This is a genomic window from Mesorhizobium sp. P2_E9 (assembly GCF_056403815.1).
The window spans coordinates 456,933-470,314 of record NZ_JBFUET010000001.1 but is presented as its reverse complement, the minus strand read 5'-3'; the positions used below and the strand labels follow the sequence as shown (position 1 = coordinate 470,314).

18 protein-coding genes are annotated in these 13,382 nt (G+C 61.3%); 13 read left to right on the top strand and 5 right to left on the bottom strand.

Features of this window, described 5'->3' with window-relative positions:
- Position 1 precedes the first annotated feature (1 nt).
- Positions 2-256: a DUF2171 domain-containing protein gene (locus tag AC1D05_RS02425; RefSeq protein WP_477437823.1), complete on the bottom strand. Its 255-nt coding sequence runs from the start codon at positions 254-256 to the stop codon at positions 2-4.
- Positions 257-390: 134 nt separating this feature from the next.
- Between AC1D05_RS02425 and AC1D05_RS02420 the strand changes: the two genes are divergently transcribed.
- The 3 genes from AC1D05_RS02420 (at position 391) to purB (ending at position 3,101) form a co-directional block, all read left to right on the top strand.
- Entirely contained in the window at positions 391-1,116 is a 726-nt protein-coding gene (locus tag AC1D05_RS02420; protein WP_477437821.1) for a DUF2259 domain-containing protein, read from the top strand.
- Positions 1,113-1,637 carry a hypothetical protein gene (locus tag AC1D05_RS02415; protein ID WP_477437820.1) on the top strand — a complete coding sequence of 175 codons (525 nt, stop codon included), beginning with the start codon at positions 1,113-1,115 and terminating at the stop codon, positions 1,635-1,637. The genes AC1D05_RS02420 and AC1D05_RS02415 overlap by 4 nt, the downstream gene beginning before the upstream one ends.
- A gap of 156 nt (positions 1,638-1,793) precedes the next feature.
- On the top strand, positions 1,794-3,101 hold the full coding sequence (purB, locus tag AC1D05_RS02410; RefSeq protein WP_477437818.1) for an adenylosuccinate lyase: 1,308 nt from the start codon (positions 1,794-1,796) through the stop codon (positions 3,099-3,101).
- Between the two features lie 51 nt (positions 3,102-3,152).
- Here the strand turns inward: purB and AC1D05_RS02405 are convergent, their stop codons facing one another.
- Positions 3,153-3,965, bottom strand: a complete 813-nt coding sequence (locus tag AC1D05_RS02405) for a VOC family protein (protein WP_477437816.1) — start codon at positions 3,963-3,965, stop codon at positions 3,153-3,155.
- 245 nt (positions 3,966-4,210) lie between these two features.
- On the opposite strand from AC1D05_RS02405, the gene AC1D05_RS02400 reads away from it, so the two are divergent.
- Together AC1D05_RS02400 and AC1D05_RS02395 are read left to right on the top strand one after the other, a co-directional pair.
- Positions 4,211-4,759 (top strand): RBBP9/YdeN family alpha/beta hydrolase, encoded by a 549-nt coding sequence (locus AC1D05_RS02400; RefSeq protein WP_477437814.1) that lies wholly within the window; start codon positions 4,211-4,213, stop codon positions 4,757-4,759.
- Between the two features lie 168 nt (positions 4,760-4,927).
- Positions 4,928-6,076, top strand: coding sequence for an acyltransferase family protein (locus tag AC1D05_RS02395; RefSeq protein WP_477437812.1), 1,149 nt, complete (start codon positions 4,928-4,930; stop codon positions 6,074-6,076).
- A gap of 41 nt (positions 6,077-6,117) precedes the next feature.
- Here the strand turns inward: AC1D05_RS02395 and AC1D05_RS02390 are convergent, their stop codons facing one another.
- A complete protein-coding gene (locus AC1D05_RS02390) occupies positions 6,118-6,891 on the bottom strand; it encodes an HpcH/HpaI aldolase family protein (protein ID WP_477437810.1) in 774 nt (257 codons plus the stop codon).
- A gap of 324 nt (positions 6,892-7,215) precedes the next feature.
- Positions 7,216-7,536 carry a DUF1476 domain-containing protein gene (locus AC1D05_RS02385; RefSeq protein ID WP_477437808.1) on the bottom strand — a complete coding sequence of 107 codons (321 nt, stop codon included), beginning with the start codon at positions 7,534-7,536 and terminating at the stop codon, positions 7,216-7,218.
- A gap of 275 nt (positions 7,537-7,811) precedes the next feature.
- On the opposite strand from AC1D05_RS02385, the gene purC reads away from it, so the two are divergent.
- The 7 genes from purC to AC1D05_RS02350 all read left to right on the top strand — a co-directional run bounded on the left by purC (position 7,812) and on the right by AC1D05_RS02350 (position 11,615).
- Positions 7,812-8,606 (top strand): phosphoribosylaminoimidazolesuccinocarboxamide synthase, encoded by a 795-nt coding sequence (gene purC, locus AC1D05_RS02380; RefSeq protein WP_027028673.1) that lies wholly within the window; start codon positions 7,812-7,814, stop codon positions 8,604-8,606.
- Between the two features lie 44 nt (positions 8,607-8,650).
- A complete protein-coding gene (purS, locus tag AC1D05_RS02375; protein WP_013895864.1) occupies positions 8,651-8,893 on the top strand; it encodes a phosphoribosylformylglycinamidine synthase subunit PurS in 243 nt (80 codons plus the stop codon).
- Positions 8,894-8,911: 18 nt separating this feature from the next.
- Positions 8,912-9,166 (top strand): hypothetical protein, encoded by a 255-nt coding sequence (locus AC1D05_RS02370; protein ID WP_477437806.1) that lies wholly within the window; start codon positions 8,912-8,914, stop codon positions 9,164-9,166.
- Positions 9,163-9,831 (top strand): phosphoribosylformylglycinamidine synthase subunit PurQ, encoded by a 669-nt coding sequence (purQ, locus tag AC1D05_RS02365; RefSeq protein ID WP_032930048.1) that lies wholly within the window; start codon positions 9,163-9,165, stop codon positions 9,829-9,831. Before AC1D05_RS02370 ends, purQ begins: the two co-directional genes overlap by 4 nt.
- Before the next feature lie 70 nt (positions 9,832-9,901).
- Entirely contained in the window at positions 9,902-10,567 is a 666-nt protein-coding gene (locus AC1D05_RS02360) for a glutathione S-transferase family protein (RefSeq protein WP_477437804.1), read from the top strand.
- Positions 10,564-10,971, top strand: a complete 408-nt coding sequence (locus AC1D05_RS02355; RefSeq protein ID WP_477437802.1) for a hypothetical protein — start codon at positions 10,564-10,566, stop codon at positions 10,969-10,971. The genes AC1D05_RS02360 and AC1D05_RS02355 overlap by 4 nt, the downstream gene beginning before the upstream one ends.
- Before the next feature lie 2 nt (positions 10,972-10,973).
- Positions 10,974-11,615: a Pr6Pr family membrane protein gene (locus AC1D05_RS02350; RefSeq protein ID WP_477437801.1), complete on the top strand. Its 642-nt coding sequence runs from the start codon at positions 10,974-10,976 to the stop codon at positions 11,613-11,615.
- A 9-nt stretch (positions 11,616-11,624) separates the two neighbouring features.
- Here the strand turns inward: AC1D05_RS02350 and AC1D05_RS02345 are convergent, their stop codons facing one another.
- A complete protein-coding gene (locus tag AC1D05_RS02345) occupies positions 11,625-11,876 on the bottom strand; it encodes a DUF1127 domain-containing protein (RefSeq protein WP_477437799.1) in 252 nt (83 codons plus the stop codon).
- Between the two features lie 93 nt (positions 11,877-11,969).
- Between AC1D05_RS02345 and AC1D05_RS02340 the strand changes: the two genes are divergently transcribed.
- A complete protein-coding gene (locus AC1D05_RS02340; protein ID WP_477437797.1) occupies positions 11,970-13,382 on the top strand; it encodes an aminotransferase-like domain-containing protein in 1,413 nt (470 codons plus the stop codon).

Sequence of the window (13,382 nt, the reverse complement as noted above, 5' to 3'; positions counted from 1 at the left end):
ATCAGACGGGATCGGACTTTTCTTCCTCGAAGGTCACCGCGACATCCGAATTCGCCGACAGCCACACCTTCTTGCCGTCGACCTCGCCGACCAGCGCCAGAGGAATGTAGTGGTGATGGCCCTTGTGAGCGCCCTCGCCGCTGTCGGCCTTGGTCAGCTTGATGCGCTGACCGTCAACCTTGTCGACGGTGCCGACATGCACGCCATCGGCGCCGACGACTTCCATATGCTCGCGAATTTTGCTGGTGTCGGTCATGGTGGTTCTCCATTGGGACTGCCGACAATAACAACTGACGGGCCGATTGGATGCATCGGCTTTCGGCCCGCACGACGTTTTGATTCGGTCGTGCTAGGGATTGCAACGATCGCCGCTGCCTGAGGGAAGAACCGATGCGAATGCTCGTTTTGTTTGCCGTTTCCCTGGCCGCACAGTTTGCGGCGTCGATCGCTGCCCAGGCCGGCGATGTCGCCGAGCTTGAGATCCTTGGCTTCACCAAGGACGGTGGCGTGTTTGCTTTCGAGGAATATGGCGTCCAGGACGGGTCGGGCTTTCCCTATGCCAACCGCTATTACATCGACACCAGCACCGACAGCTTTCTCAACGGCACGCCGATCCGGGTCCGGCTCGACGACGAGAATGCCAAACTGGACGCAGCGCGCCTTCAGGCCCGGCAGAAAGGTGAGGCCATTGTCGGCCAGGCCGAGCTGAGCGCCAATCGCGGCATCACCGCCGGTTTCAACCCGGTGACCGAGCTTTCGGCCGATCCGCACCGGATGGTGGTCAATCCGCGGCCGATCTTTTCTCCGGTCGACCAGCCGCTCGAGTTCCGACTGGACGAGATCGGCATGAACAACACCGAAGGCTGCGACAGCCAGGGCGAGATTAATGGCTTCCGGCTGCTGCGCATCGAGGCGCAGGATGGCGGCGCCACCAAATTGCTGCACGAAGACAAAGCCATCCCCAAGAGCCGCGGCTGCCCGAACGGCTACCGCATCGGTGCGGTGCAGACATTCTCCATGGACAGCCTCAGCGCCTATGCGGTGCTGATCGCGGTGCGCCAATATGGCTTCGAGGGGCCGGACTTTCGCTGGATCGCCGTGACTGGCCGCCTGTGACACCCATTGCTCAACCCGCAAGGCGCAATCGTGCCCTTGGCCGCGTGTACAACGCGATACCGACGCCGCGCACGGCACTTCTCGGCGCCTTGCTATGGGCCGTCACGATGGGCGCCAGTGCGCTCGTCAACCTGTTGCTGGACAGTTGGGTGACGCCGGATAAGATCCGTACGGTATCGCTGCTGTTTGCGGGCGGCGGCGCCTTGGCCTTTCCGGTCGGCCTGTTCGCGGCACGGCTCGTTTCGCTCGGAAGGGGCCGAGAGGTCGCCTTCGCCGCGACAATGGTGTGCCTTGCCGCCGCGACGATCGGGCTAACCGCCGGGCTCTATGCCTTGCAATACCGGTCCTACTATGCGGAATGGCATGCGCCCGTCTTCACTCTCACCTGGGGGTTTCAGCTCGCCTTCACGATGGCCGTAGCGTCCTACCAGTTCGTGGTGTTGGGCATCCGGCTCTATTTCCCGCTTGGTTTCATCGCCTTGTTTGCCGCAAGCCTTTGGTTTGCGCGGCAACAGCGTTGAGCATTTTGCCCGCCTCTGTTAGGACGCGGGCTAACCCAGAGCGGTTCAGCGTTTGGTAGAACCGCCGACCCGCTCTAACTCCTCTTTTTCGCAATTCCGGACGGAAAACCGCTGCGCACTGTTCCTGGATTGCTCTAGATACATCAGGACTGACCGATGATCCCTCGCTATTCCCGGCCGGAAATGGTCGCCATTTGGTCGCCCGAAACCCGGTTTCGCATCTGGTTCGAAATCGAGGCCCATGCCTGCGACGCGCTGGCCGAGCTCGGTGTCATCCCGAAAGCGGCTGCGAAAACCATTTGGGAAAAGGGTAATGCCGCGAAATTCGATGTCGAGAAGATCGACGAGATCGAGCGCGTCACCAAGCATGACGTGATCGCCTTCCTCACCCATCTCGCCGAATTCGTCGGACCCGACGCGCGCTTCATCCACCAGGGCATGACCTCGTCGGATGTTCTCGACACCTGCTTTGCCGTCCAGCTTACCCGCGCCAGCGATATCCTGCTCGCAGACATTGACGGCCTGCTTGCCGCGCTCAAGCGCCGCGCCTTCGAGCACAAGGATACCGTCACCATAGGCCGCAGCCACGGCATCCACGCCGAGCCTACGACCTTCGGCATCAAGCTGGCGCAGGCCTATGCCGAGTTCACGCGCTGCCGCGAGCGACTGGTGCATGCCCGAGAAGATATCGCCACCTGTGCGATTTCAGGCGCTGTCGGCACCTTCGCCAACATCGAACCCTATGTCGAAGAGCATGTGGCGGCAAAGCTAGGGCTGAAGCCGGAGCCGGTGTCGACGCAGGTCATCCCGCGCGACCGCCACGCCATGTTCTTTGCTACGCTCGGCGTCATCGCCTCGTCGATGGAGCGGCTGGCGACCGAGATCCGGCATCTGCAGCGCACCGAGGTGCTGGAAGCGGAAGAGTATTTTTCGCCAGGCCAGAAAGGCTCGTCGGCGATGCCGCACAAGCGCAATCCGGTGCTGACGGAAAATCTTACCGGCCTTGCCCGCATGGTGCGCTCCATGGCGCTGCCGGCGATGGAGGATGTGGCGCTCTGGCATGAGCGCGACATCTCGCACTCCTCGGTTGAGCGCATGATCGGCCCGGACGCCACGGTGACGCTCGATTTCGCGCTGTCACGGCTGACCGGCGTCATCGACAAGCTGGTCGTCTATCCCGAGAACATGCTGAAGAACATGAACAAGTTCCGCGGCCTGGTGCATTCGCAGCGCGTGATGTTGGCGCTGACGCAGGCTGGCCTGTCACGCGAGGACTCCTACAGGCTGGTGCAGCGCAACGCCATGAGGGTGTGGGAGCAAGGCGCTGATTTTCTTGAGGAACTTCTGGCCGACAAGGAAGTGACGGCAGCATTGCCGGAAGCCGAGATCCGCGAGAAATTCGACCTGGGCTATCACACCAAGCATGTCGATACGATTTTCCGGCGGGTGTTTGGGGAAGCTTGAGCTTTCCTTCTCCCCGTTTACGGGGAGAAAGACGCTCACGTCAAAAGCCAATCACGCCTTGCCGGGAACAGTCCTGATCACCGTGCCCCAGGGATCCTCGCGGACTGTCTCGCCGGTCACATTGTCCGAACGCATCTCCACCCAGGCCAGACCGGACCGGCTCGGATCGCGGCGGTTGGCACCGGAGCTCTGCCAGGCATTGGCGCCGATGTGGTGATGGTAGCCGCCGGACGACAGGAACACGGCCTGGCCGCCATATCTGGCTACCGTGTCGAAGCCGAATTCCTGGTTCCACCAGGCTTCGGCTTCTTCCGGCCTGCCGACGCGCAGATGGACATGGCCGACGATGCTGTTTTCCGGCGCACCTTGCCAGCCGGCATCGCCGGCCGGCACTTCGGCGACAATAGACGGAATATTCAGCCGCTCGGTCGCCATGGCGATCTTGTCGCCGTTCCATTTCCAGTCCTGTGGACGGCGGTCGGCGTAGATTTCGATGCCATTGCCTTCAGGATCGGTCAGGTACAGCGCCTCACTGACCAGATGGTCCGAAGCGCCGTCGATGGTGATCTTGTCTGATATCGCGTGGTTGATCCAGCGGCCGAGATCGGCACGGCTGGGCAGCAGGAAAGCCGTATGGAACAGGCCGGCGCCGCGCGGATCGTCGGGCTTGGCCGAAGGATCAGCCTCGACAACCAGCAGCGGACGGCTGCCGGCGCCGAGCGTGATCGCGCCGTCGGCACGGCTCAATTCCTGCAGTCCGACGACTTTGCGATAATAGGCGGCAAGACTTTCGGCATCGCGCGCCTTCAGGCCGACGCGGGCAACGCTCACCGGCGTGGTGGCGGCAAATGGCAGTTCGCTCATCATTGTCTCCGTTGCGGCAGCGCTTGATGAAGCTCCCAATGCCAGGAGCCCGGCGCCGCCGATCATTGTACGTCGTGTCAGCGCCAAATATCCGGTCCTTCACGGCTGTTTCTCTCCCGACGACAGATCGTCTATCGCGATCGTTCACACAAGACAGCGAAATGCGAACATGGTGTTCACCATTATGAGCAGGAGCGTGCCCATCAACGGTTGCATGAGGCAATCGGGCTCGCTATCTCAGCGGCATGAAAGTCAAAGACGCAGATATCCTGATCGTTCCGGGCTACACCAATTCCGGACCTGAGCATTGGCAGACCCGCTGGCAATCGAAACTGTCGACGGCGAGGCGCGTCGAGCAGGCGGAGTGGTCGAAGCCGGTGCGCGAGGACTGGACGGCGAGCGTCGCCAAAGCGGTCAACGAGGCCGAGCGGCCCGTCGTCATCGTTGCCCATTCGCTTGGTGTCGCGGCGGCCGTGCAGGCCATGCCGCAATTCGTCAAGCCGGTCGCCGGCGCCTTCTTTGTGGCGCCGCCCGATGTCGCCAACCCTAAGATCAAGCCGAAGCACCTGATGACCTTCGGCCCCTATCCGCGCGAGCCCTTGCCTTTTCCGTCGATCGTCATCGCCAGCCGCAACGACCCGTTCTGCGCTTTCGATGTCGCCGAGGACATTGCCGGCGCCTGGGGATCGCTGTTCATCGATGCCGGCGAGACCGGCCATCTCAGCGAGGATTCAGGCTTCGGCCCCTGGCCCGAAGGCTCCATGACCTTCGCCAAGTTCCTGACGGACTTGTAATATATACTGACAGAACCTGCGCACGAAGTCGCCCTCAAGCATCCGCTTGGCCTGCGTGAACAATAATTTAATGCAGCTCGCGGTAATCTCTTCAGACGCGGGGAATTCTGTTCGCCGAATTATATTAGAGAATACTGAACTAACGATTTTTCAAACAAGGGTCCATACTTGCGCAAGGATGCTTCACTCGAATTGCTGAGAGGTGTCGCGGCACTTGTTGTTCTGAATGGGCATATTTTGATCGCCTTCGCACCATCCGAAGCCGCGCAATCGTTCGAAACAAGTCTGGCTTTCGTCGCCTTCAATGGCGCCTCCGCCGTGTACTTGTTTTTCGTCCTGTCTTCCTATGTGCTTGTGAATCGCTATTTTCAGACCCGTAAACTGGAAGATTTGCTGCTGGGTGCGATCAAGCGCCTGCCGCGCCTGGCCGGCCCGGTGCTCATCACGACGCTGGCGTCCTGCACCGTCTTCAAGCTCGATCTGTACTTCTTCGAGGATGCCGCCAGCGTCACTCAATCGGGCTGGCTAAGCAGATTCGGTAATGCCTCACAGCTGCTTTCGCCGGAGTCCGCGAATTTCAGCGATGCATTCCTGCAAGGGACCTGGCGAACGTTCATTGACGGCGACAGCTATTATGACAGCAGCCTGTGGACCATGGCGGTCGAATTCTGGGGAAGCTTGCTGGCCTTTGCCCTGGCTCCGGTCGTCCTGCAGGCCCGGTCGCCGCAGTTGTCCTTGTTCGCCGTTGCAACGGGCGTTTTCTTGGCGTGGCAAGTTAATTTCCTCTTTTGCGCCTTTGCAGCCAGCCTCCTGCTCTATCCTCTTCTTGCCATGGGATTTCGCCCGAATCGGTGGGTGAGAGGTGCCATCGTCATGGTTTCCCTGGCGCTGTTGGGTTATGCTGGGGATGCTGTCGGCATATACCGCCCCTTCGTCGTGCTTGAGGTTGTTGCTCCCAGGGATGACTTGCGGCAAGCCTGCGTGGCCATCCCGGCAAGCATTATGCTGGTCTACGCCTTGCTGAGTGTGGAGAACCCGCCGTCATGGTTCTCGGGCAAGGCGGCACGTCTCCTGGGCGACCTGTCCTTCCCGCTCTACCTCGTGCATGTACCCGTCATCTGCTCACTGGGGGCATGGGTCTTGCTGGCCAGTGGCTCGGCCGCACTCGGCGCCGTGGCCGCCTTGCTGGGTTCGATCCTGGTGGCGTTGCCGCTGATGGCCATCAACAACTGGTGGGTCCAGGCACTCAGCGCTCTGTTCAACAAATTCAGACGCCACGGCCCAGCAGCAGCGGCGCCCGCGGCTGCCAAGGCCTGACCACGCAACGCTTGTGCGGCAGCGATTCGTCTGGTTTGGATTCAGGATCCGATCGAGTCCTTGATGCCCTTCAGCAAGGTTTTTGCGCCCAGCGAAATCAGCGCATGTTCGGACCCGGTGGCGAGCAGGCGGTAACCCATCGACACGACACGGCCGGCAATTGCCGGTTCGACGACATAGATCGCGGCATGTTTTCCCGCCTTGCGGGTGCGCTCGGCGACCGACGCTATCGTCTCCATCATGCTTTCCAGCGTCGAATTGACGACCGTGCCGTTGCTCCAGGCGATCGAGAAATCCGATGGGCCGAGGAAAATGCCGTCAATGCCCGCCGTGTCGAGAATGCCGTCGAGCGCGTCGAGCGCGGCACGCGTCTCGACCATGGCGAAGGCCATGGTGCGCTGATTGGTGTCGCGCAGCCATTCGGCATAATCGCCCTTGCCGTGGCGCGGAAAGGCATAGGTCGGCCCCCACGAGCGCTCGCCGAGCGGCGGATACTTCATCGCCGAGGCGAACAGTTTCGCGTCAGCCACCGAATTCACCATCGGCGCGATGACTGCCTCGGCGCCGAAATCGAGCGCCCGGCTTGCCATGTCGAAGCGGCCGACCGGGATGCGCACCAGCGCCGGCTTGTTTGCGGCAAGCACCGGCATGAGACCGCGCAGCACGCTGTCCTCGTGATGGCCGCCATGCTGCATGTCGAGCGTGATGGCATCGAAGCCCTGTTTGGCGAGGATCTCGACGGTCAGGGCGTCCGGCACACCCGACCAGGCGGTGATCAGCGTTTCATCGGCGGCAAGGCGGGACTTCAGGGACATCTAATCTCTTTCCTCGTTAACATCGCATCGGCCCGAAAATCGGATCGATTTTCGGAAAGCACGATGCGAAAACGCTAAGCGTTAGAGCGTACTTTGTGCGTCCAGAAGGACGCACGTCGCTCTAATGCAGTTTCAGCCGGAAACCACGGCAAAGGCAAAGAAAAACCGCCCGGCTTGGCCGGGCGGTCGATTGGTCCAGTCATTCTTTATCGCAGGTTCTGTCGCAAAACCGTGGGACACCTTTGCGGAACCTGTTTCCTTTTGTTTGTCGCAGGCTCTGTCGCAAAACCGTGGGACACTTTGCGGAACCTGCTCCGGCCCGGATCAGGTGTTCTTGATCTGCTCGATCGCCTCCGCCATCAGTTCGTCCATGGTGCGGCGGATCTGATGGTCCGACTGTTCGACCCCGGCAGCGTCAAAATCCTTGCGGATCTTGCGGAACACGTCGTGATCGCCGGCTTCCTCGATGTCGGAGACGACGACTTCCTTGGCGTAGGCATCAGCATCAGTGCCCGACTTTCCGAGCTTTTCGGCGGCCCACAGGCCGAGCGCCTTGTTGCGGCGCGCCGAGGCCTTGAACCGAAGCTCCTCGTCGAATGCAAATTTGCGCTCGAAGCCTTCTTCGCGGTCTTTCATGCTGCTCATGGCGTCCCTCCGGGTCAAATCCGATTCGTTGGCAAGTGATATGTGTGTTGCCAAAGCACAAACCAAAAGGTCGCGGGCCGGTCAATACGCTTCGTCATATGCTGCGCTGCGGCATTTCAGTCCCGAAAGCGGTTGATTGGAAGGATTTGCCGATTGAGCAAACGATGTGATTGGGATAGACCCGGCATTGAACCCCGCCGTCGCCGCACTAATTTAGGCAGACGGACAGGAACTGGTCGCTTGCCGCCTGCCCGCAAATCCAGAGAAAAAATCAGATGAAAAATCGCCGCCGCATTTATGAAGGCAAGGCCAAGATCCTCTATGAGGGACCCGAACCGGGCACGCTGATCCAGTTCTTCAAGGACGATGCAACCGCGTTCAACAAGAAGAAGCATGAGGTCATCGACGGCAAGGGCGTGCTGAACAACCGCATTTCCGAGTACATCTTCAACCATCTGAACCGCATGGGCATCCCGACCCACTTCATCCGCCGGCTCAACATGCGCGAGCAGCTGATCAAGGAAGTCGAGATCATTCCGCTCGAAGTGGTGGTGCGCAACGTCGCCGCCGGTTCGCTGTCCAAGCGCCTGGGCATCGAGGAAGGCACCGTTCTGCCGCGCTCGATCATCGAATTCTACTACAAGGCCGACGCGCTCGACGATCCGATGGTGTCGGAAGAGCACATCACCGCCTTCGGCTGGGCGAGCCCGCAGGAGATCGATGACGTCATGGCGCTGGCCATCCGCGTCAACGACTTCCTCTCCGGCCTGTTCATGGGTGTCGGCATCCAGCTCGTCGACTTCAAGATCGAGTGCGGCCGCCTGTTCGAAGGCGACATGATGCGCATTGTCGTCGCCGACGAGATTTCACCGGATTCGTGCCGCTTGTGGGACGTGGCGACGCAGGACAAGCTCGACAAGGACCGTTTCCGCCGCGACATGGGCGGCCTCGTCGAAGCCTACCAGGAAGTCGCCCGCCGCCTCGGCATCATGAATGAGAATGAGCCGCCCCGCCCCACCGGTCCGGTGCTTGTCGCCTCGACCGACGGCGTCAAAGGCAAGCCGCACTGATCGCGGCTTGCGATCCGATACTTTAGAACAGGAGCATGTCCAGCGTGATCAAGGCCCGCATTACCGTCACCCTCAAGAACGGTGTTCTCGACCCGCAAGGCAAGGCGATTGAGCACGCGCTGTCCGGCCTGGGTTTTGATGGCGTCGGCGCGGTGCGGCAAGGCAAGGTGTTCGACGTCGAACTGGCCGAAAGCGACAAGGCCAAGGCCGAAGCCGACCTGAAAGCCATGTGCGACAAGCTGCTGGCGAATACGGTGATTGAGAATTATAGTGTGACACTTACCTGAGGTTGTGTCGGAGGCACTATGTCGGAAGTCACGAATGAACTGATGTTCGAGCTTCTGAAGCACGTACATCACGAAATCGGTGAGCTTCGTCAGGATGTCTCCGAGACGAAACGGGAATTGAATGTGATACAGGGTCACATGGTGGCCACGCAAAGCGACATCCACAACGTTTATGGCATTCTCGCCAGACAAGACGAGCGCCTGGAGCGCATAGACAGACGTTTCGACCTGCGCGAACTAGCCGAAGCCCAGAGGCCCTACGAACCAAAATGAAATCAGCCGTCGTCCTCCTGCCTGGCCTCAACCGTGACCGCGACATGATCGCGGCGCTGACCAAGATTTCGGGAAAACCGCCGGTCACGGTCTGGCAGACAGACACCGAGATTCCGGATGTCGACCTGATCGCCATTCCCGGCGGCTTCTCCTTCGGCGACTATCTGCGCTGTGGCGCGATCGCCGCGCGCATGCCGGTGATGCGGGCCGTGGCCGAAAAGGCCGCCAAGGGCGTCACGGTCATCGGCGTCTGCAACGGTTTTCAGATCCTGGTCGAGGCCGGTCTGCTGCCGGGGGCGCTGATGCGCAACACTTCGCTGAAGTTTGTCTGCCGGCAGATCAAGCTCGAGATCACCAACGCCAACACGATGTTCACCCGCCGCTATCAGCCGGGCCAGATCATCCGCTCGCCAGTGGCACACCATGACGGCAATTACTTCGCCGACGCCGAAACGCTTGCCCGCCTCGAAGGCGAAGGCCAGGTGGTGTTCCGTTATGCCGAGGGGACCAACCCCAATGGCTCGATCAATGACATTGCCGGCATCATCAACGAACAAGGCAATGTGCTCGGCCTGATGCCGCATCCTGAAAACCTGATCGAAGCCGCCCATGGCGGCAGCGACGGTCGCGCCCTCTTCGAAGGCGCGCTCGGCATCGCCGCTTGACGATTTCAGCCGCAAATGCAGTAAAGTTTACAAGGACATCACGTCCATTGCTCTGGGGAGAGAGACGGTCATGAAACTCTATTCGCGGCCGTTGTCGCCCTACTCGTCGATCGTGCGGGCGCTGGCCTATATCAAGGACGTGCCGCTCAAGATCATCGCGCCACCGCCGGGTTTTCCGATCCCCGAAGCGTTTCGCGCCATTTCGCCGATGAACCGGATCCCCGTGCTGATCACCGGCTCGGGTGAAACCATCGTCGAATCGGTTGTCATCGCCGAATATCTCGAGGAGCGGTTTCCGGAGCCGGCGCTGCTGCCGCCCGATTCCAAGGACCGCGCGCTGGTGCGCATGTTCGCCCGCATCACCGATCTCGATGTTCTCACCCCGACGATGAAGCTTTTCGAGCTGCATTTCGTGCCGAAGCGCAACAATGCCGAGATCGACGCCCAATTCACGCGCCTGCACCACGGGCTGGCGGCGATCGAGGCGCGCATGGCGCAAGGCCCCTTCGCGCTCGGCGACGACATCAGTTTCGCAGATGCGTGGCTGACACCGACCCGGTTCATCTTCAACAATTTCCGCGCCATGACAGGTCGCCACGACCTGCTCGACGCCTATCCCAAATTCGATGCCTATGAGCAGATCGCTTCGCAGCATCCGGCCCTGTCGCGGGTGTGGGGTGAGATGACAGACGGCCTGAAAATCTCTCTCTCCGAACTCGAGATGGGTGCCGCTTGATCAAGAGCAAGACGATCGCCCTGGTTGCCGCGGCAGGCTTTGCCCTGGCCTCGTGCCAGTCGACCCCGAAGAGCACGCCTGTGCCCTCGGGCAAGAGCGCGGCACTGCTGGCCATGGAACAGGTGGCAATCGACGCACACAAATGCTGGATCGCCAGCAAGGACCCGGCCTTCAAGCAATACCAGATGGCCAATGAGCTGAACTCGTTCAGCGGCACGCCGCGCTTCCTGCTGGTGCCGGCCAAGCATTATGGTGGCAAGCCGTTGCTGGTCGTGCAGGCGCAAGGCAATTCGAGCCGCGTCGACGCGTTCGGGCCGCTGATGAACGACCCGCTCGGCGCGCGCATCGGCTCGGACATTGCCCGCTGGCAGGCCGGCAATCCGGCCTGCGCCGCGACCGCCTGACCATGGGCCGCTTCCTGCAGGTGGTGGGTCTGGCCATCGGTCTGGCAGGCCTCGTCCTGCAGTTTTGCATCAGCATCCCAGCGTCGATGGAAGCCGGCCGCAGCCTGCTCGGCTCGATCGTCTTCTACTTCAGCTTCTTCACCATCCTGACCAACATTGGCGCCGTGCTGGTGTACACATCCCTGCTGTCACCCAGCTTCTATGCGTGGCTGCCGGCCTTCGCCGGGTTCCGGATGCGCGCGGGTGTCGCGGTTTCGATCACCCTGGTCGTCATCGTTTATGCCACTGTTCTGGCGCGGCTCTGGCAGCCGCAAGGCCTGTTCCTGCTCTGCGACGTCCTGTTGCATTACGTGACGCCGGTTCTGTTCGTGCTGTGGTGGCTGATAGCAGGCGCCGACGGCAGGACGCGCTGGAGCGACATATCCTGGTGGATGCTCTATCCCATCGCCTATCTGGCCTATGCGCTGGCGCGGGCGCCGTTTGCCGGCGAGGTGCCCTACCCCTTCCTCGATGTCGCCAAGAACGGCGCAGCCAGTGTCGCCATTGCGGCATTGGCCATCACCGCGCTGTTCCTGGTAATCTCCGTCGTTGCCGTTTTTATCGATCGTGGCATCGGCCATCGCGGGACCAAACGGGTCCGTTAAGATTGGCCCCTATTCCCAGAAGGGTCTGATGCCCTCGCGATGGGCATCGCAGCGCGAGAGGCCGATGTCCTTGAGCTGATCGTCGGTCATTTCCAGCAATGCCAGGCGGCCGCGCCGGCGCTCCAGCAAATGGTCGATCCATCGTGCCAGTGACCTGATCACGCGCACCAGATGGCCGACAAAACCTCGCTGGCCGGACGGGCGTAGCGTTTCGTCTGGAAACACGGCTCTTGAAGGACGGATTGTCGCGATTGTATCCATTTTCTTTCTGCCAAAAGTATCGATTGCACCCCTTTTGGTGTGCGATTGATATGTATTGACTCACATTCCGGTGCAATATAGAAAATTGTCACCATGACAAATTGGCTTCCAGATCTGACCACCGGCGCCGGGCCGCTCTATCAACGCCTTGCCGACTCCGTTGAAGCGGGCATCGACCAGGGCGTCATCGGGGCCGGGACAAAACTGCCACCGCAACGCGACCTCGCCTACGACATCGGCACCACCGTCGGCACGGTCGGCCGGGCTTACCAATTGCTGCGCGAGCGCGGGCTGGTGAGCGGCGAAGTCGGGCGCGGAACCTATGTGCTTGGCCAGCGCGCCGACGGCGTAAAGCCGGAGGCTCCCGACGTCAGCGTGGAAGGCACGCGCTTTGTCGATGCGCCGCAGGACAAGCTGCGTTTCGACAGCACGGCGGCACCCGATATCGGCCAGGGCGCCATCGTCGCCGAGGTGCTATCGCGCACTGCGCAGGATCATCCCCATGAAATTTCAAGCTATACGCGCGATTTTCCGGGCCGCTGGTACGAAGCCGGCGCCCGCTGGCTGTCGCGAAACGCCTTCCGCCCGGCTGCCGACGCCATCGTTCCGACGCTCGGCACCCATGCCGCGGTGATGGCGGCGATCGCCGCGCTCACCACGCCAGGCGACTATGTCGCGTTCGAACACCTCACCTATTCGCAGATCTCCCGCAGTGCCGGGTTGATCGGCCGGCGCACGGCGCTGGTGGCATCGGACGAGGAAGGCCTCGACCCGGCCGATTTCGAGCGCGTCTGCGCGCAAAAACATCCCAGGATGATCTTCCTGATGCCGACGGCGCAGAACCCGACCTTGGTGACCTTGTCGCGGGCGCGCCGCGAGGCGATCGCACGTGTCGCGCGCCAATACAATGTCGTTCTCATCGAGGACGATCTCTATGGCCACCTGACCGATGACCCGACACCGTTGCTCGCCGAATATGCTCCGGAGAGAACTATCGTTGCCGGCGGCCTATCGAAGTCGGTCGCGGCCGGGATGCGCGGCGGCTGGCTCTCCTGCCCGCCTGCCTATCGCCACCGTATCCGTGTCGCCCACAAGATGATGACCGGCGGCATGCCCTTCCTGCTGGCGGAGGTGAATGCCCGGCTGGTGCTTTCCGGTCGGGCCAGCGATATCCGCAAGCGCAGCATCGCCGAAATCAGTGCCCGCATCGCGATCGTGCGCGAGACCTTGGCCGGCTTCGCGTTCAAGTCGCACGACAAGGTGCCGTTTGTCTGGCTGACTTTACCCGACCCTTGGCTGTCCGGCACTTTCAAGAATGCCTGCCTGGAAAACGGCGTGCTGATCGATGACGAGGACGAGTTCAAGGCCGGCCGTTCCGAACAGGTCTTTCACGGCATCCGCTTCGGCGTTTCGCAGCCGCGGCAGCGCGGCGATGTTGCCGATGGCGTTGCGGTGCTTCGGCGCCTCCTCGATGAGGGCCGCGCCGGCTACGACAGCTTCTCCTGA

What these genes read in the sequence shown, in the direction of transcription:
- AC1D05_RS02400 (WP_477437814.1), top strand. Translation starts at nt 4,211, where the DNA reads ATGAAAGTCAAAGACGCAGATATCCTGATCGTTCCGGGCTACACCAAT.
- AC1D05_RS02425 (WP_477437823.1), bottom strand. Translation starts at nt 256, where the DNA reads ATGACCGACACCAGCAAAATTCGCGAGCATATGGAAGTCGTCGGCGCC.
- AC1D05_RS02350 (WP_477437801.1), top strand. Translation starts at nt 10,974, where the DNA reads ATGGGCCGCTTCCTGCAGGTGGTGGGTCTGGCCATCGGTCTGGCAGGC.
- AC1D05_RS02420 (WP_477437821.1), top strand. Translation starts at nt 391, where the DNA reads ATGCGAATGCTCGTTTTGTTTGCCGTTTCCCTGGCCGCACAGTTTGCG.
- AC1D05_RS02360 (WP_477437804.1), top strand. Translation starts at nt 9,902, where the DNA reads ATGAAACTCTATTCGCGGCCGTTGTCGCCCTACTCGTCGATCGTGCGG.
- AC1D05_RS02390 (WP_477437810.1), bottom strand. Translation starts at nt 6,891, where the DNA reads ATGTCCCTGAAGTCCCGCCTTGCCGCCGATGAAACGCTGATCACCGCC.
- AC1D05_RS02370 (WP_477437806.1), top strand. Translation starts at nt 8,912, where the DNA reads ATGTCGGAAGTCACGAATGAACTGATGTTCGAGCTTCTGAAGCACGTA.
- purB (WP_477437818.1), top strand. Translation starts at nt 1,794, where the DNA reads ATGATCCCTCGCTATTCCCGGCCGGAAATGGTCGCCATTTGGTCGCCC.
- AC1D05_RS02385 (WP_477437808.1), bottom strand. Translation starts at nt 7,536, where the DNA reads ATGAGCAGCATGAAAGACCGCGAAGAAGGCTTCGAGCGCAAATTTGCA.
- AC1D05_RS02405 (WP_477437816.1), bottom strand. Translation starts at nt 3,965, where the DNA reads ATGAGCGAACTGCCATTTGCCGCCACCACGCCGGTGAGCGTTGCCCGC.
- purC (WP_027028673.1), top strand. Translation starts at nt 7,812, where the DNA reads ATGAAAAATCGCCGCCGCATTTATGAAGGCAAGGCCAAGATCCTCTAT.
- AC1D05_RS02345 (WP_477437799.1), bottom strand. Translation starts at nt 11,876, where the DNA reads ATGGATACAATCGCGACAATCCGTCCTTCAAGAGCCGTGTTTCCAGAC.
- AC1D05_RS02340 (WP_477437797.1), top strand. Translation starts at nt 11,970, where the DNA reads ATGACAAATTGGCTTCCAGATCTGACCACCGGCGCCGGGCCGCTCTAT.
- purQ (WP_032930048.1), top strand. Translation starts at nt 9,163, where the DNA reads ATGAAATCAGCCGTCGTCCTCCTGCCTGGCCTCAACCGTGACCGCGAC.